This window comes from Acinetobacter sp. YH16038 (genome assembly GCF_013417275.1).
GTDB lineage: Bacteria > Pseudomonadota > Gammaproteobacteria > Pseudomonadales > Moraxellaceae > Acinetobacter.
Map to the genome: position 1 here is coordinate 101,074 of NZ_VPEG01000005.1, position 22,164 is coordinate 123,237.

The 22,164-nt window shown below is 42.2% G+C and carries 21 protein-coding genes; 8 read left to right on the forward strand and 13 right to left on the reverse strand.

Going from position 1 to position 22,164, the window contains the following annotated elements:
• Positions 1-49: 49 nt before the first annotated feature.
• Positions 50-493 carry a GNAT family N-acetyltransferase gene (locus FTV34_RS03090; protein ID WP_004784033.1) on the forward strand — a complete coding sequence of 148 codons (444 nt, stop codon included), beginning with the start codon at positions 50-52 and terminating at the stop codon, positions 491-493.
• A gap of 10 nt (positions 494-503) precedes the next feature.
• On the opposite strand, the gene FTV34_RS03095 is transcribed toward FTV34_RS03090, so the two are convergent.
• Positions 504-1,211, reverse strand: coding sequence for a pseudouridine synthase (locus tag FTV34_RS03095; RefSeq protein WP_180068824.1), 708 nt, complete (start codon positions 1,209-1,211; stop codon positions 504-506).
• A gap of 135 nt (positions 1,212-1,346) precedes the next feature.
• Between FTV34_RS03095 and FTV34_RS03100 the strand changes: the two genes are divergently transcribed.
• A complete protein-coding gene (locus tag FTV34_RS03100) occupies positions 1,347-1,799 on the forward strand; it encodes a DUF441 domain-containing protein (RefSeq protein WP_180068826.1) in 453 nt (150 codons plus the stop codon).
• Between the two features lie 209 nt (positions 1,800-2,008).
• Here the strand turns inward: FTV34_RS03100 and FTV34_RS03105 are convergent, their stop codons facing one another.
• The 5 genes from FTV34_RS03105 to hrpA all read right to left on the reverse strand — a co-directional run bounded on the left by FTV34_RS03105 (position 2,009) and on the right by hrpA (position 11,806).
• The gene (locus tag FTV34_RS03105; RefSeq protein ID WP_180068828.1) at positions 2,009-3,724 is read right to left on the reverse strand and encodes an AAA family ATPase; all 1,716 of its coding nucleotides are present in this window, start codon (positions 3,722-3,724) and stop codon (positions 2,009-2,011) included.
• Positions 3,725-3,811: 87 nt separating this feature from the next.
• Positions 3,812-5,818 (reverse strand): hypothetical protein, encoded by a 2,007-nt coding sequence (locus tag FTV34_RS03110; RefSeq protein ID WP_180068830.1) that lies wholly within the window; start codon positions 5,816-5,818, stop codon positions 3,812-3,814.
• Between the two features lie 154 nt (positions 5,819-5,972).
• Positions 5,973-6,731, reverse strand: coding sequence for a 1-acyl-sn-glycerol-3-phosphate acyltransferase (locus tag FTV34_RS03115; RefSeq protein WP_180068833.1), 759 nt, complete (start codon positions 6,729-6,731; stop codon positions 5,973-5,975).
• A gap of 14 nt (positions 6,732-6,745) precedes the next feature.
• Positions 6,746-7,855, reverse strand: coding sequence for a beta-ketoacyl-ACP synthase III (locus FTV34_RS03120; protein ID WP_180068835.1), 1,110 nt, complete (start codon positions 7,853-7,855; stop codon positions 6,746-6,748).
• Positions 7,856-7,885: 30 nt separating this feature from the next.
• Positions 7,886-11,806, reverse strand: a complete 3,921-nt coding sequence (hrpA, locus tag FTV34_RS03125; protein WP_180068837.1) for an ATP-dependent RNA helicase HrpA — start codon at positions 11,804-11,806, stop codon at positions 7,886-7,888.
• Positions 11,807-12,168: 362 nt separating this feature from the next.
• On the opposite strand from hrpA, the gene ahpC reads away from it, so the two are divergent.
• Positions 12,169-12,732, forward strand: coding sequence for an alkyl hydroperoxide reductase subunit C (ahpC, locus tag FTV34_RS03130; RefSeq protein WP_004784041.1), 564 nt, complete (start codon positions 12,169-12,171; stop codon positions 12,730-12,732).
• Positions 12,733-13,025: 293 nt separating this feature from the next.
• On the forward strand, positions 13,026-13,232 hold the full coding sequence (locus FTV34_RS03135) for a KTSC domain-containing protein (protein WP_004784043.1): 207 nt from the start codon (positions 13,026-13,028) through the stop codon (positions 13,230-13,232).
• 16 nt (positions 13,233-13,248) lie between these two features.
• Here FTV34_RS03135 and FTV34_RS03140 read toward each other — a convergent pair whose 3' ends face one another.
• On the reverse strand, positions 13,249-13,839 hold the full coding sequence (locus tag FTV34_RS03140; RefSeq protein ID WP_180068839.1) for an O-methyltransferase: 591 nt from the start codon (positions 13,837-13,839) through the stop codon (positions 13,249-13,251).
• A 43-nt stretch (positions 13,840-13,882) separates the two neighbouring features.
• Positions 13,883-14,101 (reverse strand): DUF1653 domain-containing protein, encoded by a 219-nt coding sequence (locus tag FTV34_RS03145; RefSeq protein ID WP_180068841.1) that lies wholly within the window; start codon positions 14,099-14,101, stop codon positions 13,883-13,885.
• A gap of 233 nt (positions 14,102-14,334) precedes the next feature.
• Here FTV34_RS03145 and ahpF point away from each other — a divergent pair, with 233 nt between their 5' ends.
• Positions 14,335-15,900, forward strand: a complete 1,566-nt coding sequence (ahpF, locus tag FTV34_RS03150) for an alkyl hydroperoxide reductase subunit F (RefSeq protein WP_180011488.1) — start codon at positions 14,335-14,337, stop codon at positions 15,898-15,900.
• Between the two features lie 64 nt (positions 15,901-15,964).
• On the opposite strand, the gene FTV34_RS03155 is transcribed toward ahpF, so the two are convergent.
• Positions 15,965-17,365, reverse strand: coding sequence for a serine hydrolase (locus tag FTV34_RS03155; RefSeq protein WP_180068843.1), 1,401 nt, complete (start codon positions 17,363-17,365; stop codon positions 15,965-15,967).
• A gap of 458 nt (positions 17,366-17,823) precedes the next feature.
• Here FTV34_RS03155 and FTV34_RS03160 point away from each other — a divergent pair, with 458 nt between their 5' ends.
• The gene (locus FTV34_RS03160) at positions 17,824-18,072 is read left to right on the forward strand and encodes a hypothetical protein (RefSeq protein ID WP_180068845.1); all 249 of its coding nucleotides are present in this window, start codon (positions 17,824-17,826) and stop codon (positions 18,070-18,072) included.
• Between the two features lie 127 nt (positions 18,073-18,199).
• Positions 18,200-18,400 carry a hypothetical protein gene (locus FTV34_RS03165; RefSeq protein ID WP_005236199.1) on the forward strand — a complete coding sequence of 67 codons (201 nt, stop codon included), beginning with the start codon at positions 18,200-18,202 and terminating at the stop codon, positions 18,398-18,400.
• A 5-nt stretch (positions 18,401-18,405) separates the two neighbouring features.
• On the opposite strand, the gene FTV34_RS03170 is transcribed toward FTV34_RS03165, so the two are convergent.
• A complete protein-coding gene (locus tag FTV34_RS03170) occupies positions 18,406-19,044 on the reverse strand; it encodes a LysE family transporter (RefSeq protein WP_180068847.1) in 639 nt (212 codons plus the stop codon).
• A gap of 120 nt (positions 19,045-19,164) precedes the next feature.
• Positions 19,165-19,731 carry an FxsA family protein gene (locus FTV34_RS03175; RefSeq protein WP_159124495.1) on the reverse strand — a complete coding sequence of 189 codons (567 nt, stop codon included), beginning with the start codon at positions 19,729-19,731 and terminating at the stop codon, positions 19,165-19,167.
• A gap of 125 nt (positions 19,732-19,856) precedes the next feature.
• Between FTV34_RS03175 and ruvC the strand changes: the two genes are divergently transcribed.
• Positions 19,857-20,402 (forward strand): crossover junction endodeoxyribonuclease RuvC, encoded by a 546-nt coding sequence (gene ruvC, locus FTV34_RS03180; RefSeq protein ID WP_004784062.1) that lies wholly within the window; start codon positions 19,857-19,859, stop codon positions 20,400-20,402.
• Here the strand turns inward: ruvC and FTV34_RS03185 are convergent.
• Together FTV34_RS03185 and FTV34_RS03190 are read right to left on the reverse strand one after the other, a co-directional pair.
• Positions 20,399-20,680, reverse strand: coding sequence for an acylphosphatase (locus tag FTV34_RS03185; RefSeq protein ID WP_180068849.1), 282 nt, complete (start codon positions 20,678-20,680; stop codon positions 20,399-20,401). The genes ruvC and FTV34_RS03185 overlap by 4 nt on opposite strands.
• An 11-nt stretch (positions 20,681-20,691) precedes the next feature.
• Positions 20,692-22,149 (reverse strand): NAD(P)H-hydrate dehydratase, encoded by a 1,458-nt coding sequence (locus FTV34_RS03190; RefSeq protein WP_180068851.1) that lies wholly within the window; start codon positions 22,147-22,149, stop codon positions 20,692-20,694.
• Positions 22,150-22,164: the final 15 nt, after the last annotated feature.

Here is a 22,164-nt window from a genome sequence, read left to right on the forward strand (position 1 = left end):
CTATGCTTGATGTTAATGATAAATAATAAAATTAACATGGAGTAAGCCGATGATCGTGCGACGTGCCCAGTCAGAAGATCTACCTAACCTGGCCGTTTTATTTGATGAGTACCGTCAATTTTATGGTACTTCTTCCAATCTGGATTTATCTTACGAGTTTCTGAAGCAGCGTTTTGAAGATGGTCAAACTGTCATTTTTATCAATACCAAGGATGATATTTTTACCGGATTTATTCTGCTGTATTTAAGATTTTCCTCAGTCGCATGTTCTACTTATTATGTGCTGGACGATGTCTATATTAGCCCGCCTTATCGCCGGCATGGTGCAGCCAAGCAACTGATTGACACTGCTATCTTGTTTGCCCGACATGAAAATGCGCTTCGAATCAGCCTGGAAACGCAAAAAACCAATTATCAGTCACATAAACTTTATGAGTCACTTGGATTTATTCAGGACAATGAATTCGTGACTTTCCATTGTTTCCTGAAATAAATCCCAGACTTTATTCGGTACGGAATTTTGCTTGTGCCACTTGTTCTGCGTCCAGATAGGTCCACTCCCCTATTGCCAGTTCATTCAAGGCCAATGCACCAATCTGGGCACGATGCAGCTGCTCCACTTTATTGCCAACAGCTGCCAGCATACGTTTCACCTGATGATAAACCCCTTGATGAATCGTCATTTGCAGACGATTTTCATCCAGACGGACAATATCTGTAGCAGCAAAGGTGCCTTTTTCATTTCTCAATTCCACACCCTGTTCAAGCTGTTGAATCTGCTCATCTGTTACGGGATCGGCAGTAGTCATCTGATAGACTTTCGCCACATGTTTCTTAGGATGGGTCAACGCTTGTAAAAACTGACCATCATCCGTCAGCAATAACAGTCCGGTAGTGTCCTGATCGAGACGACCTACACATTGAATTCCACGGTTTAACAGGATTTCATCAAACAGATCAAATACACTGAAATGATGAGTAGCCTGATGTGAGCATTCATAATCTTGAGGCTTGTTGAGCGCGATATATACTTTTTCCCGATAGCGATACTCATGACCATAGACGCTAAAAGTCAGATCTTGCAGATTCAGCTTATGCTTGGGGTTATCGATGAGTTCGCCCTGAATCGAAACAGCACCATTTTTAATCAGTTGCTGACAATGTTTTCGTGAACCGAAACCTTGTGATTGCAACATTTTTTCCAATAGCATCTGTCTGAACCTGTTTATCGAAAGATAGGCGCATTCTATACTGAAAACTAACCAGATTCATTTCTTGTAGAGCATTCTCCCTTTAAATGGCTAAAAAGCCTATAATCCTGTGACTTTTCATTTTTTTATCTCCTCATGTCCCAACTTGATCTGAATCTGCTTGTTCTTCTGGTTCTACTGGCTTGCGGTATTTTTAGTCATAATACTGCTGTGACCATTGCTGCGGCCGTGTTGATCGTATTAAAAATCACGCCTCTCAATGAACTCTTACCTTATGTACAGCAATATGGCCTAAATATCGGGATTATTATTTTAACCATTGGCGTATTGACTCCGATTGCTAGCGGGAAAATTCCTGGTGACAGTATTCTTAAATCATTTCTGAGCTGGAAATCTTTACTGGCAATTGCAATCGGTCTATTCGTTGCCTGGCTTGGTGGACGTGGGGTGAAACTGATGTCGAGTCAGCCTGATGTCGTTGCAGGTCTATTAATTGGTACAGTCGCAGGTGTCGCGGTACTTCGTGGTGTTCCTGTCGGGCCATTAATTGCGGCCGGGATTTTATCGTTATTGATTGGAACGCAATAAGCCTTTAACCATGATTGTGCAATATTCTTAAAAATTAACATTCTAAAATTATGAACTGCAAAGTATTAAATCACATGATCAGCGACATGGATGTCGCTCGTTGGATTGAGGTACAGGATGTACCTTCAATCCAACAAAAGATTTTTGTTACTTTTGATCTCTCAAAAGTAAAAGCTCACGTTAAATACTAAAATTTAAAAACTCAAATTTTATTCCACAAACAGCAAAGCCAAACGTACCTGATCATAACCCATACGCGGACTGGTCAGTTCCACGATCGGACGTAATTTAATACTGCCGTCATCATTGAAATGATCTGAGTTTTGACGTTTAGTCAGACGCTTATAAATCTTGCGGACTTGTTCAACAACTTCCTCACCCGGATGAGCTACTGAGATATCCAGCCCTTGCTCTTTATGCAAACGTCCTAAATGATTAATAATAGTGGCAGGTGTCAAGCCACGTTCAGTGGCAATATCGGAAATCTCATAACCTTCTTCAAACAATTCACGGGTTTCATCCAAGGTTGCAGTCGCGTAGTTTTGCTTGCCACCATTTTTGGCAATTTTCTTCTCATTACGCTGGATCTCGACTTCATTCAAAGTGCCACCACAATGACGGATAAAGGCCTTATGCTGTACAGTCAAATCCACGTTTTCAAAATTCGCTTCTGCTTCATCTGACAGTTCCTGAAAACGGCGATCAGCCTTAATGGCAAGACTATCCAGTTCCAGAGCCTGTTCATTAAAGCCTTTCAAGCGTAGACCATTTAAGCTTTTTAAACGGGATAATGCTACATAGCCCTGACCTTTTTCAAAGGTATGGCTCAGGTCAATCTCAGCAGCTTCTAGTGTCATGCCTTGAGACTTATGGATGGTGATTGCCCAAGCCAGACGTAGTGGAATCTGCTGGAAACTGGCAATGGTTTTACCGGCTTCATTATCCACCGACCAGGTTTCAGGCTCTACAATTAATGTAGTTCCATCTGTCAGTTTGACCTTTGGCAGAACACCATGCTCATCATCATCTTCAAAGCCGATCACTTCACCTAAGCTGCCGTTGATATAGCCCATATCGAAATTATTTTTCACGAACATGACTTTGGCATGTTTTTTCAGGGTTAAGGCTTCGGGTGCACGGACTGAAGACTTCAAGGTTTCTATCAGTTTTTCATTACCATCACATTGCGCATCAAACTGGCGGGGATCCTGATCAATTTCATTCAGATGTTTAAAGTTAATGCTGTCGACATCCATATTGTGGGTATAGAGACGTGTATAAGTATCGCCAATATCCTGCTGACGTGTGGCCTGTAGTGCTGAACGATGTTCAGGTGAAATGGCCTGCGCACGAATGGCATTCAGAATATCATTCAGGTAGTCATTACCCTGACGATGCTGCTCGGTCAGATAACAAACCCGAAACTTGGCTTCAACCCAGGCATCCGACATAAAACAGAATTTATCGCGGTTACGTTCATCATTTTTTCCAACAGGCGGTAACTGGAAAAAGTCCCCTGCGACAATGACCTGAATCCCACCGAAAGCTTCATCACTTTCCTTAAAATATTTCAGCACCTGATTGACCAGATTGAGCTGCTTGGCATGCAGCATAGAAATTTCATCAATGATCAGGACTTGCGCATTTTCCAAGTGTTCTTTCAGGTATTTGCGCTCTTTCATCCGCTTCAGGTCTTCTTCAGACAAAAAGTCTTTGATCCCAATTCCTGCCCAGGTATGTATGGTCATGCCATTCATATGCGTTGCTGCAATACCAGTCGACGCAGTAATGGCGACCGACACCTTACGGGCTTTCAGATAATTGATATATTGATTGAGCGTATAAGTTTTCCCTGCACCCGCAGAACCGGTTAAAAAGACATTTTCCCCTGCTTTTAAGAGCTTAAGTGCAGTTTCCTGTTTCATAAAAGAGATACCGTAAAAGAACGGCTATAGCCTAACGATTTTTGCCGGAAAAGTTAAGCTTCACAGACAGAAAAGCACTGAATCAGGTCAAGCCTGCAGGTTTAACCAGTTAATAAAATGCTGGGCAATATTGATATATTCAACTTCCGCTTTTTGATTATTTGGATACTCAAGCTGGTCAAAGATGACTTGGTCATTTTGCAACTGACAGCCTAAAATCAGAGGTAATTTGATTGCAGGATGTGACATGCGAAAGGCCACATATTCACCTTCGACTATACGCTGTGCATAACTTGCAGCCAGACAGTTCCGGAATATTCTGGCCTCTTCAATAATCCGCTCTAGTGTTTTCAACTCCTCAAAACGCCAATTAAAATACAGTAGAAAATGTGCCTGTGTGAGTGGCCTCCAGCTGACTAAAGCAAAGTCTTTTTTGAACTTGGCAATAATCTCTTGCTTCTGAATCTGTTCATGCCAGGCAACTGCCTGCGTAAATAAACTGGTCCAGCTTAAATTCTTAGGCACTTCCGTTTGAGTAGAAAAATACTCCGGCAGATAATCACGGATATAACCATCAAAACAGGATTCCCGTACATGCCGGGCATGCAAGTAAAAACGCTTCCTGAACTCTACAAATGGAATCTGGTTACGTTGTAGTACATTATAAAAATCGCGGTCTTGCTGAGTTTGGGGCCGAATATAAGCCAGCACATCCTCAGGTAAATCACGGGTAATCTTATACAGATGCTGCATATAAGCCTGCATGACCCGACTTAAATTGGCATACACCCTTTTAGTCATCTGATCATCCATTGCCACTACATCCCGCAATAATCCGATCCATTCATCCAGATATAAAATCGATGGAGTAATCGCAATACGATGATCCTCAATAGCCTGACGCGTCCCTTTGAGAACAACTGTTCGATTCAGCTCATGCTCAAACCAGCAATGCTGAAGAGCATATTGATGAACATCATCAATAAACAGACGTGCTGCGATATATTGAAAATATTGCAAGGTAGCTAAAACAATCTGCGGATGAACATGATGCGTATCGATAAAGCTTAAAGCTGTTGCCGCCACCCGCACACTGCTATGTTGAATATTGCTGCTCAGCCAATCCAAGATTTCCGCAGGCTGTTTAAATAACCAGTTCACTACCCGATGACAGTCAAATAAAGGAAGTTTGGCGACTTTTTTCTGCCATAAATAAGGATTATTTTCCAGAAAATTGCGTTTGGATAGCAGATCACTCCGATGCCAGCTATCACGATTCATCAGCCGGACAAAGCCCAGTAGATGACTTTGCTCTTCGGCATGCCGATACAGCAAACGGATATCGTCAATATGGTCATTCAGTTCATGCAGATTGAACCGGTTTTCAAAGGATAAAGAGATAATCCGGTAGGTCGCTGGGTGCAGAAACTCAGGCGCACTGAAACAGAATGCATCCAGACTGTCCATCACTGACTGAATCGATAGAAACTCATCTGGCTGCAAATATTGCAAGGAAAAGATTTGCTGTAGCTGTTTTAAAACATGCGCCGGAATCTCATGTCCACTTTGAAGACAATTACTGATACAAGGCTGAGTATAAACTTCGGCTTTAATCATAAAGGAGTCGATGATTTCAGCCTGCACAAGCGACATCTGTTTTAAGCAATTAGCAACTCGGTCAGGCGCATTAACCCATATATAGACTTGATCAATAATAAGTTGACGGAGCTGTTTGGCTTTATCACGTAAAAACAGGGAATGCTGGGGCTTTAAATCGCCAGTCAGAAAGTAAATATCCTGAAAGAAAAACTCTTCCAAAGCCTCTGCTTTAGCCAGCCTGGAATCAATCTGCATTTCTGCTAAGGCATGGGGACTTTCCAGATTTAAATCTTGAGGTGTATATAGCTGTATATTTAATAAGCCATTAAGCAGATCAATTCGATGCTCATCCTGATGAATCCTGAACAAATTCTGGGCATTCACATGACCAATAAGCGCCATTTGATCCAGATACAGCTGATTTAACTCAGGAAAAATAATGAGGCATTGTTCAGCGAGCTGTCTGAATGGCAGTAACAAACCCTCCTGTTCCATATTTCCCCCTTCGTTTTAACCCTATTGAGTTACAGACCTACTGAATTTCAATCCTTTAAAATCGCTTTTTCCTTTCTATTACAGAAATTGAAGCATGGTGATTTTTTAGACGATTCGATCTCAATGTAAAGCAAAGCAGGAATGATGAAAAGACCTAGACTCCATCTTGCCGACGTCTGTCAGCCAACAGTTCTAGCCCCTGGTAGATCTTGTGTTGTAAATACTCACGAAAATCAATCAGATCATTCTCGTGCTGCACATGATGAATTGGCTGCCGCGGCATAAACTGAAAATAAAAAGGCAAGCGTTTGGGAAACAGATTTTTAGGTAAGGAAGGAATCACGTCACCATGACGTAATAATTTATTGAGTTGGGGAATTTTTAATAATTTTTGAAAATACTTATGTTGAATGATCTTATTGGCATCAAATCCAATCTCATAGATTTCATCACCGCCGAGTGCAGCAAAAGGGACTATATCGTATTGAAACTCTTGAGCCAGCTTAAGGAAGCCATAACGCTCTTTCCAAATCAGCTGATACTGCTCACCTTCCCGTTTCAGCACTTCACGGCCACCCCCCGGAAAGACCAGAATCGAGTAGCCTTGCTGCATGGCCGAGCGGACATAGTCCTGTATGCCATCAATAGCACCAAATTTCTTCACTGCTTCACGCCATAGCGGCACATAAAAATGGCTATGATCAGCAATACTGATCACAGCCACTTGATGTTCATTGTACAGGTAATCAATCAGCATTGGCGCATCAAAGATGCCATACATGGAATGATTACCGACATACATTGCAGGTCGACTGGCATCAATATTTTCAGCCCCTAAAAAAGTAGGCGTGAAATACAGTTTGGATAAGGCACTTAAGCGCCTGATCCATGCTGCGTCATGCTTGACCTGCAAAATATACTCCCGGCTTACGCCACGCGTTTTTGTACCAGGATTGAACCCACTGAATAGCCTGCACCAAATGAACACAGTACGCCATATTCGCCGTCTTCAACTTCATTTGCAGTACGATGTAAGGCAATAATGACACCTGCGGAAGAAGTATTGGCAAACTCATTCAGAATGATAGGTACCAGACCTGGTTTGGCATTTTCTTTACCCACTACCAGTTTCAGAATCAATTCATTCATGCTGGCATTGGCTTGGTGCAACCAGAAGCGTTTTACATCTGTAGGTGCAATATGATTTTTCTCAAGTTGAGCAGTAATCATCTTGGCAACCAGTGGACACACTTCTTTAAATACCTTACGACCGTCCTGACGGAAACGTTTGTCGTCAATATCTGCATTTTCAGACGTATTCAGGAAACCGAAGTTATTGCGGATATTGTTTGAGAACTGGGTAAATAATGATGTATCCAGAATCTCGAAACCGGTTTTAGTTTCAGTATCTTCAATGATCGATGCAGTTGCGACATCACCAAAAATAAAGTGACAGTCACGTGAACGGAAATCGGTATGTGCAGAGGTAATTTCGACATTTACCAGCAATACACGACGTGCACCTGCTTTGATGGCATCGGCAGCCTGTTTTAAACCAAAAGTTGCTGCTGAACATGCGACGTTCATGTCATACGCATAACCTTGAATACCCAGAGCAGTCTGGATTTCAATCGCAACCGCAGGATAAGCACGTTGCAGATTTGAACATGACAGGATCACAACATCGATATCTTCAGCAGTGACACCAGCATTTTCCATCGCCTGTTTTGCTGCGATCACGCCCCATTCTGCCTGAAGGGAAATTTCATCATCTGAACGTTCACGTAGATTTGGACGTAAACGTTTTGGATCGAGGATGCCAGTTTTTTCTGACACATAACGGCGTTGTACGCCTGACGCTTTTTCAATAAATTCTGCGCTAGAACCACGACGCGCATCTAATTCGCCTACAGCGATTTTATCTGCATTTTCGTGATTATACAGTTCCACATAAGCATTTAAACTTTCAACTAACTCTTCATTGGTAATGACATCTTCCGGATGGAACAAGCCAGTACCCGTAATACGGATGCCCATGTAAAACTCCTTCTCAAAATGACCTATATCTTAACTGATTCCAAGACGTTCCCATACTTTTTGCAGGCGAGTTGGAGAAATGGGTGTTTTCGTTTTCATCGGTTGAGAAAACAATGAGATCCTTAACTCCTCAACCATAAAATACAATTCTTTAAGGCGAGCGTCATTTTTAAACTTAAATAATTTTTCCATCCACGGATCAATTTGGTCAATGGCGGAATCATCCCTCTGTAGGTTATTTGGCAAGCGCTCTAAACGCAAGATCAGGGCTTTCAAATAACGTGGAAATTCTGACCATACGTCGGAAGGTTTCCGATAAACGAAGTCAGAAAGACTCATCAAATCAAGCTGATCCTCAATATCATCAATATTTTTTCCAAATATAGATGGGTCTAAAACCAGTAATTTACGACGAATTTCCTGCCACTGGATATAAATATCCGTGATTTCTTTCAGTGCAGTCTGGCCATGAGTCAGGAAAGATTTTTTTACATCCTCTACCAACTTTTGGAACTCTTGCATATTGACAGGCAGCTCATTAATTGACAGGTGGAGTGTGGCATAAACTAACATTTGCTCCAGTTGGGCCTTATCGCCAAGCGGTGAATATGCCAGTGCCAGCGGTTTGGAAATCTGTTTTTTCAGCTGACGCACCAGATCTCCGAGCTGCATATGCACCAGCCGAATGATCCCTTCACGATGCTGTTTGACGGCTTCAGCCTGATCATTAAAGGTCTGAATCACGACACCAGATTCATCTTTCTGTTCCAGTGCAGCGAAGTCTTTGGTAGGAACCAGTGCCTGATATTGCTTAACGACTACACCCGTCACTTTCTGCGATGCTTCAAAGACAAAGTTTTCAGGGAAGGTTTTAAATTCACCTTTTAACTGTTTCACCGGGCTATGAGTTTCAGTACGGCAACGGGCTTTTAGCTCGGCCAGATCACGGCCTTGTTCAATCACGTGACCTTTTTCATCTATCACCTTGATCAAAGGCAAGAGATATTGCTCAACCCGATCCAGACTAAAATCTTTTTCTGTAATCTGCTCGCCACGCAACTGGAAAGCCAGAAAACTGAAAATATGCTCACGTAAATTTACCGCATCAATACGGGCTGCTAGCTTTTTCGCAGTATCTGGAATCGGCACCAGACTACGGCGTTTATCTTTAGGCAAAGTCTTTAATAAAGCTTCGATCAGTTCCAGACGCCAGCCTGGAACCCCCCATGACCAGATATTTTCATCGACCTGCGGCAAAGCCTGCAGCGGGATTTTAACCGTTGCACCATCTTCATCATGACTTGGGTCAAAACGGTAACTGGTCGCCAGGCGCAATTCACCATTACGTAAATAATCCGGAAATTGTTGTGTGGTCGGACGATCATTCAGCCACAGCGCATCATCATCAATAAACAGATAACGTGGATCATGTGGCTCTACCGTGGCACGCCAGTCTTCAAAACTACGGCGACTCGCCACTTCTGGCGGCACTTTGGAGGCATAAAACTGGTAAATGGTTTCTTCATCCACGACCAAGTCACGACGGCGTAGCTTGTCTTCTACCCGTTCCACTTCTTCCAGTTTCAGCAAATTATGCTTCAGGAATGGGGGATTAATACCGAGATTTCCAGTAGTCAGTGCATCACGCAGGAAGATTTCATGTGCAGCTGGCTGATCCACTTTCTCATAATTGACCGGACGTTTCGGCTCGATGATCAGACCGAATAACGAAATCTGATCATAGGCATTGACTACACCCGCTTTTTTCGACCAGTGCGGTTCGAAATAATGATGTTTCAGCAAGTCACGCGCAGCCAGCAGAATCCATTCCGGCTCAATTTTCGCTAGAGTCCGTAAATACACCTGCGAGGTTTCAACCATTTCAAAAGCCATCACCCATGGGGTATTGGTTTTGTGCAGCGTTGATGCCGGGAAAATTCGTGCTTTCTGCTGACGAACTGCCATAAACACATTACGTTCATCAGTCTTGTTGGCAATAAAAGACAGTAAGCCAGTCAATAAAGCGCGATGCAGATTTTCATAACTGGCTTTCTTTTCATTAAAGGACAGTTTTAAGCCTTTAGCCAGGTCCACCAGCTGCTCATGAGTTTTCTTCCATTCACGCAGACGTAACCAGCTCAGGAAATGATTCCGTGCAAAAGTACGGCGTTTGTTTTCGCTCATACTTTCACGGTTGTTATGCAGGGTATCCCAGAGCTTGATATAAAACAGGAAATCTGAATCTGCTTCACGGAATAAGGCATGTTTTTGATCGGCCTGCATCTGCTTATCCGCAGGACGTTCACGTGGGTCTTGTACTGCCAGAGCTGCAACAATCACCAAAGCCTCATTCAGCGCACCAAAATGGGCTCCACCAAGAATCATTCGCGCCAGACGTGGATCAATTGGCATTTTTGCCATTTGCTGACCAATCTTGGTTAATCCCCCTTGTGTTCCCCCTTTCTTAAAGGGGGAAGAAGTTGCCGACTGCTTTTCGTCGGCAACTTTAGGGGGATTTTTCTCCGTCATCGCCCCAAGCTCAATCAAGAGCTTGCGACCATCATTCACCAGACGGTGATCTGGTGGCTCAATGAAATCAAAATCTTCCAGTGAACCTAGGCCCAGACTTTGCATCTGTAAAATAACAGATGCCAGATTGGTCCGTTTAATCTCAGGTTCGGTAAATTCAGGACGACTTAAAAAGTCTTCTTCACTATACAGACGAACACAGACACCTGGCGCAATACGACCACAACGACCTTTACGCTGATTGGCAGCAGCTTGAGAAACCGCTTCGATGGGTAAACGCTGCACCCGTGAACGATAGTTATAACGGGAAATACGGGCAAAACCGCTATCAATCACATAACGGATATTCGGTACAGTCAGTGCAGTTTCTGCTACGTTGGTGGCGATAATAATCCGTCGACCACCACCCGATGGATTAAAGATTTTTTGCTGTTCTGCTAATGCTAATCGTGCGTAGAGTGGTAACACTTCAGTATGGCGTGGACCATGCTTGATCAAGGTTTCCTGCAGTTCACGAATTTCCTGTTCGGTACTGGCAAAAATCAGAATATCAGCATGTTCTGGATGCCCCTTTTCCTGTGCATCCTGAAAACATTCTTCTACTGCTGCAACCACTGCGCGTGGCAGATTTTCTTCAAAATCATCAAACTCGTCGTCATCACTGCCGACAATGCTCATTTCAGAAATTGGACGATAACGCACTTCTACCGGATAGCTACGCCCTTCCACTTCATAGATCGGTGCGCCATTAAAGTAGTTACTAAAACGGTTTACGTCCAGCGTTGCCGAGGTAATGATCACTTTTAAATCTTTACGACGCGGCAACAGTTGCTTGAGATAACCCATGATGAAATCGATATTCAGCGAGCGTTCATGCGCTTCATCGATAATAATGGTGTCGTATTTGGTCAGGAACCGGTCATTGGCCAACTCTGCCAATAAAATACCATCCGTCATCAAACGGACGATCGAATCCTGTGAGCCCTGTTCATTAAAACGGACTTTAAAGGAAATTGATTCACCCAGTTTCTCGCCAACTTCTTCTGCAATACGCTGTGAGACGCTACGCGCAGCCAGACGACGTGGCTGGGTATGGCCAATCAGACCAGTCAGGCCTCGACCTGCCAGCATGGCGATTTGTGGTAATTGCGTAGTTTTACCGGAACCGGTTTCACCAGCCACAATAATGACCTGATGTTGCTGGATCGCTTCAATCAGCTTGTCTGCATACTGGGTAACAGGCAGATCCTGATTCAGCTTGATATTGGGAATGCGTTCGATACGCTGCATGACTTTGGCATGCGATTTTTCAAATAATTCTTGATATTGCTTTTGGTTGGCATCTTTACCTTTTTGGAGTCGATTTAAACGATGACGGTCACGCGCCATAACGAGCTGATCTACATTTAAAGGACTCTGCACTGAGAAAACACCTGATATAAAAAAAGACAATAGGCAGCTATTTTACGCTGTATTGCCCCTAAGCGAAAGAACGGCCATTTTGAATATTTTTATAATTTTTTAATTTTTGCCCTTGAATTTTACTGCTTGCGGCATCATGTCTGAAGAGGCATTAAATCGGGGTGAGTCTTGTCATGATGTATTCACCATTCTACGGTTGAATCATTTATATCAAGAGCAATGCTGTTTGTGCTGATGGTGTTTTATTTTTAGCTTAATTCGGTTTTTCCGATGTATGTTATGTAAAAATACTGTTTCAGCAAGAAAAATAATTTCTGTACCCTATTGGAAATTAAATACAAACCTCAATCATGGAGACAATGATGAGCTTAATTAATACTGAAGTTAAACCGTTCAAAACAACTGCGTTCCAAAATGGTAAATTCATCGAAGTAACAGAAGCTGACCTTAAAGGTAAATGGTCTGTAGTATTCTTCTACCCAGCTGACTTCACTTTTGTTTGCCCAACTGAACTTGGCGACCTTGCTGACAACTACGAAGAATTCAAAAAATTAGGCGTTGAAATCTACTCAGTTTCTACTGACACTCACTTCACTCACAAAGCTTGGCACGATTCTTCTGAAGAAATCAAAAAAATCCAATACGTAATGGTTGGCGATCCTACTTGGACTCTTGCTAAAAACTTCGACGTATTAATCGAAGCTGACGGCCTTGCTGACCGTGGTACTTTCGTGATCGATCCAGAAGGTAAAATCCAAATCGTTGAAATCAACGCTGGCGGTATCGGTCGTGACGCTCAAGAACTTCTTCGTAAAGTTAAAGCAGCTCAATACGTACACGCTCACCCAGGCGAAGTTTGCCCAGCTAAATGGAAAGAAGGCGACGCAACTCTTGCTCCTTCAATCGACCTAGTTGGTAAAATCTAATCTGCATTAGATTGAACTGATTCAAAAAAACCACGCTTTTAGCGTGGTTTTTTATTTGAACGTTTATTTGATTGCTCTATTGGCCAAACGTTTTATTTTCCCTTTTCTTGTATCTAAAGCCATCCTATTAAATCTTTATTTTTCACTTTAAAGATCATATAAAAATCAGGCATGCATATTGCATCCTCTTCATAACAATCCCCTACTTATGCTTACAATTCAGTTATACATCTTCAATGTCAGTTGGCATAAGTTCAAGACATAAGATAATAATATTCAGTGGAGGAAAACGTATGCAAAAACTGCTAACCGTGATCTCATGGGCTTATAGTCCTTCTAGCCGCCACCTGAAAATCATTTATAGCAATGGCGATATAGAACTCTACCATCCTGTTCCCGAATTTGTTTATGACAACCTGTTAAGACGACAAGATAAAATGGCCTTTGTACAGAAATATCTTGAATACAACTTACATTTCGACCGAGTTTGCCTGTTTTAATTTAACTAATTTCTGCTTAACGATAAGTCACCATGAGTAAGCCAGCTCCAATCGGCAACGTACTCATGATAAAACGTGAATCCTGCTGGATCAGCTGAATAAATTCTTCTACTTCCGCAGCATGTGAAATCACATTATCCACCAGCAATACTCCACCTTTTGGCTTGAGCAATCGGGCCAAATGGGTCCAATAATCCACATAAGCATCACGTTCTGCATCTAACAATATAAAATCAAATACGTCCTGCTCAGCATGCAGATAATGCAAGGCATCTGTCACTTTAAAATCAATCAAATCCTTCAAGCCTAGCTGACTTGCATACTGCTCGGCCTGCGCAACTCTTTCTGCATCTATTTCTAATGTTGTAATCGTCGCTTGAGTCTGCCGGGCAGCTTCGGCCAGCCATAAAGTGGAATAGCCTGTAGAAGTCCCAATTTCCAGAATACGTTTGGACTGCTGGGCACGAATGAGTAATGATAAAAATCGGCCTGATTCAGGCTCAATATTTCGATAACGTTGCAGACGTTCAGTTTGTTGAAGATCATGCGCATGAAAGGTCTTATACAGTTCCTGCATAAAACTTTCAAAATGTTGTAATGGATTCATTGCTCTTCCCTGAGATTATATAAATAAATTTTTTATGGATTGATTAAAGTGCCTGAACCAATTTAAAGCGTTCTACTTCACGATCATCACTGGTACTAATACTTTCCGTAAACATGAATAGCGGTCGAACCCAAATCGAATAGTCACCATAAAGACATTGATAAACCACCAGCTTTTCCTCCGTTTCACTATGTGTTGCCACATGCAGGACCTGATAAAGTTTACCCTTATAATGTTGATAAATACCGCGTTGTAATTTCATCGTTCAACTCTCAAATGCAGAATTCCAATCTTAACTGAAAAAGACCAATCACACTTTAAACTACTTGAAAATTCATGCTAAGCACCCATATATAAGCTTGAAATGAATCATGAATTTTTCAATACATTTGCAAAACCGATCAAATTTATAAAAACAAACTATTTTATCTATTTATCGATTTAGCTTAGTATCTACTTATCGAATGAATTCTTACTCCTTTGGAGACGTTAGCAATGTTAGATCAAAATACTTCAGCTCAATTAAAAACACTACTTGAACGTTTGGAAGGCCCGATTGAATTAGTGGCAACTCTGGATGGCTCTGACAAATCAGCCAAAATCAAAGAACTGGTTGAGGAAATCGCGCAACTTTCTGATCTAGTGACTGCCCGTTTTGACGGTACCAACAAACGTGCACCAAGCTTTGGTGTGGCAAAAGCCGGTGAACAGCCTCGTGTGTTCTTTGCAGGCTTGCCGATGGGCCATGAGTTTACTTCTTTGATTCTGGCATTGTTGCAAACTTCAGGCTATGCACCAAAAGTCTCTGCCGAAGTTCTGGAATCAATTAAAGGCTTAGGGATCAAATCTGACTTTGATGTATTTGTCTCACTCAGCTGTCATAACTGTCCAGACGTGGTTCAGGCGTTAAACCTGATTGCTATCTATAACCCGGGTACGACTGCAACCATGATTGATGGTGCTTTCTTCCAGGATGAAGTGGAAGAACGCAAAATCATGGCCGTACCGATGGTGTTCCAGGACAATGAACATATCGGTCAGGGCCGTATGACACTGGAAGAAATCATTGCAAAACTGGATACCAATGCCGCAGCCAAAGATGCTGAAAAACTGAATGCCAAAGATGCATTTGATGTCCTAGTGATTGGTGGTGGACCTGCAGGGAATACTGCAGCGATCTATGCAGCACGTAAAGGCATCAAAACTGGCATCGTGGCTGAACGCATGGGCGGTCAGGTGATGGATACCATGGACATTGAAAACTATACGTCAGTGCAAAAAACCCAAGGTCCGAAATTTGCTGCTGAGATGGAAGCACACGTTCGTGAATACGGTGTTGACATCATGAACCTGCAACGCGTTTCTGACATCAAAGGTGCAGATAGCACAGCCAATGGTCTGGTAGAAGTGACTTTAGAAAATGGTGCCAAACTTGAATCTAAAACAGTCATTCTGTCTACCGGTGCACGCTGGAGAGAGATGAATGTTCCAGGTGAACAGGAATACAAAACTCGTGGCGTGGCTTACTGCCCACACTGTGATGGTCCTTTGTTCAAAGGCAAACGTGTGGCAGTGATTGGTGGCGGTAACTCGGGTGTAGAAGCTGCGATCGACCTTGCGGGTATTGTTGAGCATGTAACGCTGGTTGAATTTGATACCAAACTTCGTGCAGACCAGGTATTGCAGGACAAACTGAATAGCTTGCCAAACACCACTGTGATCAAAAATGCGCTTTCTACCGAAGTGATCGGTGATGGTTCACAAGTCACAGCGTTGAAATACAAAGACCGTGCAACTGATGAAGAGCATACTGTTGAGTTGGCTGGGATCTTCGTTCAGATCGGTTTGTTGCCAAACACTGACTTCCTGAAAGGAACCGATGTTGAATTAACCAACCGTGGTGAGATTGTGATTAACGAGCGCAACGAAACCAATGTCAAAGGTGTGTTTGCTGCAGGTGACTGTACCACTGTTCCTTACAAACAGATCATCATCGCGACTGGTGAAGGTGCCAAAGCATCATTATCTGCCTTCGACTACATCATCCGTTCTGGTCAGTAATCCTTAAAATTCATGAATTAAAAAAGCTCGCGTAATGCGGGCTTTTTTATATCTTAAAGCTGATTTATTCCTGTAAGAGTTTAGCAGCCAGTTTTTCAATATTTCCCATTTCAGGATGTACAGCAGCGACATTGGCTAAAATCGTCACTGCCTTTTTCTTGTTTAAATCAATCATCAAAATAGCAGAATGCCCTGCGGTATTCCCACCATGCCAGATGATTTTAGTGCCATTGTCCTGTTCTCGCACAAACCAGCCCAATCCCAATTGGTAGCTACCTGCTTTTTCTGTGGTTGCTTGCTGAGTTAATTGTACTGCCGCATTTTTTGCATCGAACTGAGCTTGTGCAAATCTGGTTAAATCTGAAGCTGTAGAGAGTACGCCGCCTGCGGGTAAAAAGGTATCAAAGGTCCAAGTGGTGATTTCTTTTCCTTGAGCATTAAATGCAGGCACAAGTTGCTTAGCTGCTTGATCAAGCGAGGTATAGCTATGTTTCATCCCATACTTTTTAAATACATATTCATTAAGTAACTCAGCAAAATTCTTATTTTGCGATTGACTCAAGCTCTGCCCCAATAAAGCCACAGCCAGATTAGAATAATGTGGCACTTTTCCACTGTTATTTGCATGTTCAAGCTCTAAGGAATTTTTTAAATATTCTTTCAGTTTAGCTGCATCATATTCTTTATATGGATCATTATCATCATCTACTTCCAAATTACTCGGTAGTCGCGGCAGTCCAGACGTATGATTGGCTAAATCCTGAAAGCGAACCTGGATATTGTCCTTAAATGGAAAGGCATAATAAGGATTAATTTTGTCATCGAGTTTAATTTTATTTTGTGTCACCAGTTCAGCCAATATGGTTGATGTCATTACTTTGGTCAGAGAACCAATTGCAAAGACTTTATCCTTATTGGCCTTGGCCTGGATTTTGTCCTTATGCTTCTGTACCCCATAGTAATGGGTTTGGTCTTGATCTAATACCGCTATAGCCACTTGAGTCTGTTCTGGAAAAGTACGAGTAGCCTGATAAATTTTCTCTGCAATCGCTTTTGGATAGCCTTGAATAGCATTGACTGTCTTATTATTTGCTGCAGTAGATTCAATATAGGGTGTAAATAAAAGGCTGGAAATCTGTTGATCATTATTCAAACTCATGCTGAGTTTCAGACGATCTTTTTCAAAGTTGGCCTTATAGACTGCAATCTCTTTACCTTTAGACTCTATATACTCAATACTTTGGATTGTGCCTAGTTGCTGCTGCAAGTCTTTAGAGACTTTTTCAAACATATTTAAAGGAATTGCCTTTTTCGCTTCAGGTGAAAACTTTTCAAAAATTGCTGCATAATTTTGCGCATTAAAATCCTGCTGAAACTGGGCAATAACTTCCTTTTCAATATCCGATTGGGCATAAAGACTGCTCATACAGAGCAAGGATGATAAAAACAGTGATATTTTCTTCATAAGATCAGTATTGTTCCTTAAGTTTATAGTGCACTTTCATAAAAATTATTGAAATTAAACATTTTTATTGACTTAATACAGTGCAATGAATAGTTAAAAATAAGCAAAATATATTCCATATCATTCTTTTTTGTAGGGCAGATTAAGCCATATAAGTTCTTGCCCTGTCTATTTGCCATTTTATACTTGTTGCTCTTAAGCTTAACTAGTACTGGTTCAAAAATTGCTTATGAATTGATAGATAGCATAGTTAATTATTTCAGAGAATTTTCTTGAAATAATCTAACGATGTTATGTACTTAGCCAATTATTATTTGTTTTCCTCACTGAGACTTGGGTAACTTTTTGTTATATGACTTGTCAGCGTCTAATTGCATCATTAACATGAAATGCAGACCTGAAATAAAAGTCCGTGAAAGATAACAAAAAAAATATCAGAAATGTAATGGAGCTTAGCAATGTACTATCAATATCACTGTGCGTGCTGCGATAAAGTTGTGGAAGCTGGCCAAAAAGAATGTCATGCCTGTGGCTCACATAATATTCGTAGCCCTTATGGTTTTTGGATTTTATGTCTGGTGGCCTGTTTGGTTACTGCAATCGCATTCAAGGTAATGCATGTCTATATCCAGTCACAGCAGCAGGAAGTGCCAGCTCAGTCATCATTATTTGATGTGCTACAACAAGATAATAAACGTCAGCGCTAATTTTTTTATCCTCCAGCAAGACCTGACTTGGATCAGGTCTTTTTAATGCGTTTTTAACTTGAATATGAAACGCTGCCAGAATAGAAAATTTGAATTACAATAAGTCATCTTGCAGTGAGAGATGAAAATGGTTCAGTTAATTAAAAAAGGCGGCTTACGTGAACGTGCCAATCGCAGTCGCAGTTATCAAGGTTCGGAAAATACTGAGGCCACCCTTAAACCGAATCGTTATCAGTCTCCAGTGCAGAAACAGGATCATCCAGTTTCTGACGCTTCCGCTGCACAGCAGCTTTCTAACGAAAACTCCTCTGTCACTCCATCAAATTAAGATTTTTAGTTCATTAGAACTAGTGCGTCATACCATAACCAGACTGCAAAAATCAGGAATAATCCGCCTGAAATCATATCGATATAACTTCCTGATCGCTGGTAAGCCTCTTTAATTTTGGGGTGGGAGATTAATAGCATCAGTAAAGTAAAAGTAATAAATGTTTGCAGCGGAATAATCACTGCCAGTTGCGCTTTTAAATAATCAGAAGCTGATGAACTCAGTGCAAGTGAAAATACGCTACTGAAATAGATCAGAGTTTTAGGATTCGACAGATTAGTCAATAAACCCTGCATAAAATAACTTTTTGGTGCTTCTACCGTATTTAAATCATCTTGAGTTTGATGTCTGTTCCGAAAACTTTGCCATCCGCCTTTTAGCATGGCCCAGCCCATTTTGGCCAAAAATAACCCACCGATGACCATCAATACTTGCTGAATCCAGGGAAACTGATCGATCAGTACGGTAAAGCCAGCTAGCGTCAATATCACCCAAACCACGATCCCCGCTGAAATTCCGGCAATCACCTTTAAGGCATTCATACGTGTCGTAGAAGCAGCACTTTTTGCGATAAGTAAAATGTCAGGACCCGGGCTTAATTGAGCAACAAAATGCAGAAAACAGATGGTAAAGAGCAAGGACATTTAAAAAAGATCAAATGGTAAAAAAACTATTATAACTTTTGTTTAATGAAATTAGAAAGTTCCAATAAAAAAGCCGAATCATGAGATTCGGCTTGAAGTATTTATATTGAAAGCGTGATTTTATTTCTTGTTCACATCTTTCATTTCAATTTTCTTGGCTTCCGGGGTCACTTCACGAGCTTCACCATCAATAATGGTTGAATCGCCATGACCACCCTGCTGGTTCTGCATATCCTGCATTTGACGCATCATTTCAGCAAACGGGTTTTGACCTGCACCGCCACCGACATCGCCCATCATGCCACCCATCATTTTTTCCATCATGGCTTGCTGACGTTTCATCATCATTTTCATCATGGCTGCCTGGAAAGCACGTTGTACAGGTGGAATCAGCATTAATACCGCAAGCACATCACTAATTAAACCAGGAATCAGCAGAAAAAAGCCGGCTAAGATCTTAGGTAAATTATTCGATAATGCCGGATCTGCACTCATCTGTCCCATCTGCATTTGCTGCATTTGTGGCATTACACCGGCCGAATATTTCCGGATCAGGTTCATACCGATAAAGAAGGCCGCTACGAACCAGAAAAATACGTACCACATGCTCCCGACAAGGTCACCCACGCCAATCCATACAAATACTTCGAGGACTAAGCCGGCCAGGATAATAAGAAATAATTTCATGAAAATTAATCTAATCTCAGTAAAATAAATATTAGGATGCTGTAATCAACTGCTTCATCAGGATCAAGCTTTTTTGATACGCTTATGTAACAATATGGGCATTATTTTATTTTTAAAGTGCAGGCATGTCATTAATTATTGGGATTGATCCCGGTTCGCGTCTAACAGGTTACGGTATCATCCAAAAAGAAGGTTCAAAACTCACTTTTGTTGATGCAGGAACGATTAGAACTGAAACAGCGGAAATGCCTGAACGTTTAAAACGAATCTTTGCTGGTGTCGAACGGATTGTCAAATTTTACGGCCCGACCGAGGCTGCGGTGGAACAGGTGTTTATGGCACAAAATCCGGATTCTGCTCTCAAACTGGGTCAGGCACGTGGTGCCGCAGTGGCTGCCTTGGTGAATCTGGATCTGAAAGTTGCCGAATATACGGCACGGCAGATCAAACAGTCTGTTGTGGGCTATGGCGCTGCAGACAAAGAACAGGTTCAGATGATGGTTATGCGTATTTTGAACCTGACAATCAAACCGCAACAAGATGCTGCCGATGCACTTGCTGCTGCGATTTGTCATGCTCATGCTTCAGGCAGCATGAGTAAAATGGCCGTATTGAATGCCTTAGGCGGTATGGCACGCGGACGCAGCCGGGTCAGCACCCGTCGTCGTTAGTCTTCAGTTAATACTTTAAAATCCTGAAAATCAGCGTCCTGAAGAGTCAATTTCTGCTGATGAATTGCAGTGACTTCTGCACGTTGTGGTCCAGTTCTGCTGAGCTGGATCATTTCCCGAACAATCGCTTCCTTCCCCATAATGATAGCCTCAACTTCGCCTGTTTCCAGATTACGTACAAAACCCTTTAAACCTAATTGAATTGCTTGTTGTTCAAACCAGCGACGGTAGCCCACGCCCTGCACTTTACCCTGAATGATTAAATGAATGGCCTGCATTTTTATTGTCCTTAGTGATTCACGACCTGGTAAATGGCATATTTCATATCTTGCGCCTGCAAGCCGCGTTCACCTTTTTTCGCCAGCAAATCGCCTGCAAGTGCGTGCAAAGTTACGATCTCATGTAAATGAATGGCATCTTTAAATTGGGCTTTCAAACTTGCGATCATGCCAGCAAGTACATCTCCCATTCCTCCGGTTCCCATACCGGCATTGCCTGCGGTACAGATGAAAAGAGCATCTTCTAAAATCAGGCTACCTGAACCTTTGAGCACCCATTGTCCCTGATATTTTTGCTGGAGCTGTTGAATTGCCTGATTACGATCTGCTTCGACTTCTGATGCTTTCATTTCTAACAAAGTAGCCGCTTCACCCGGATGTGGTGTTGCATAAGTATGGGCATTCAACTTTTGTTGTGATTTTGCCAGAAACCACAAAGCGTCTGCATCGAGAACTGTCTCCAGTTCTGATTGCTGAATCAGGTCAAACCAGTATTTATATTGCTGTTCAGCGCAAGTATCTCGTCCTAACCCCATACCAAAACAGACAGCATCCACATGACGAACTAAAGCTTGGCGTTGCTCAGCATCTAGCGCATTAATATCACGCAGCATGATATTCGGAGCACGTGACAAAATGGCAGTATGATGTTTGGCATCACAAACCACAGTGACCTTACCTGCACCGGCAGCAAAGGCTGCCTCAGCTGCCATAATGACCGCACCGCCCATATCGGCATGCCCCCCAATTACGAGCACATGCCCATAACTGCCCTTATGTCCAAAAGCTTCACGTTTAGGCAGATGAATTTGAGTCGAGGAAATTTGAGCTATCGGCACAAGTTCAGCATCGGGAGGAATAACCGAGATGACCTCTACCTTGCCGGCATATTCTTTGCCTCGTCCGGTAAATAGTCCCGCCTTTAAACCTAAAACAGTAAAACTATGATCTGCCTTAATGGCAACCGGCAAAGACTGGCCTGTATTGGCATGCAGTCCGCTTGGAATATCCACTGCAATTTTAAGACCTTGCTGGGCATTAATGCTTTGAATAATCTGTTGCCAATTTTCATTTAGATCACGGTTCAAGCCGATCCCAAATAAGGCATCAATATAGACATCATATTGTTTCTGAAAATTAAAACCTGAATAAGTGGGTATACCGATTTGCTGAGTTTCCCGGATTGCTTGAGTCAGATCCTGTGATGAGCCAGGTTCTTCTGCATAAATATCTATTTCAAAACCGGCCTGTTTTAAATATTTACCTATCAGATAACCATCACCGGCATTATTACCCTGACCGCAACACACAGCGATTCGGGTCAATTGCTGTTGTTCCAACAAAGGGATGAGTCGCTGCGCAATCGACCATGCCACCTGTTGCATCAAACCATAAGAACTATTTTGCTTGCCAAACCAGCGCTGCTCCCATGCTTGTATATCGCGGCTATGATAAACTTGCTGCTGCATTTCTTATTTCCTGTT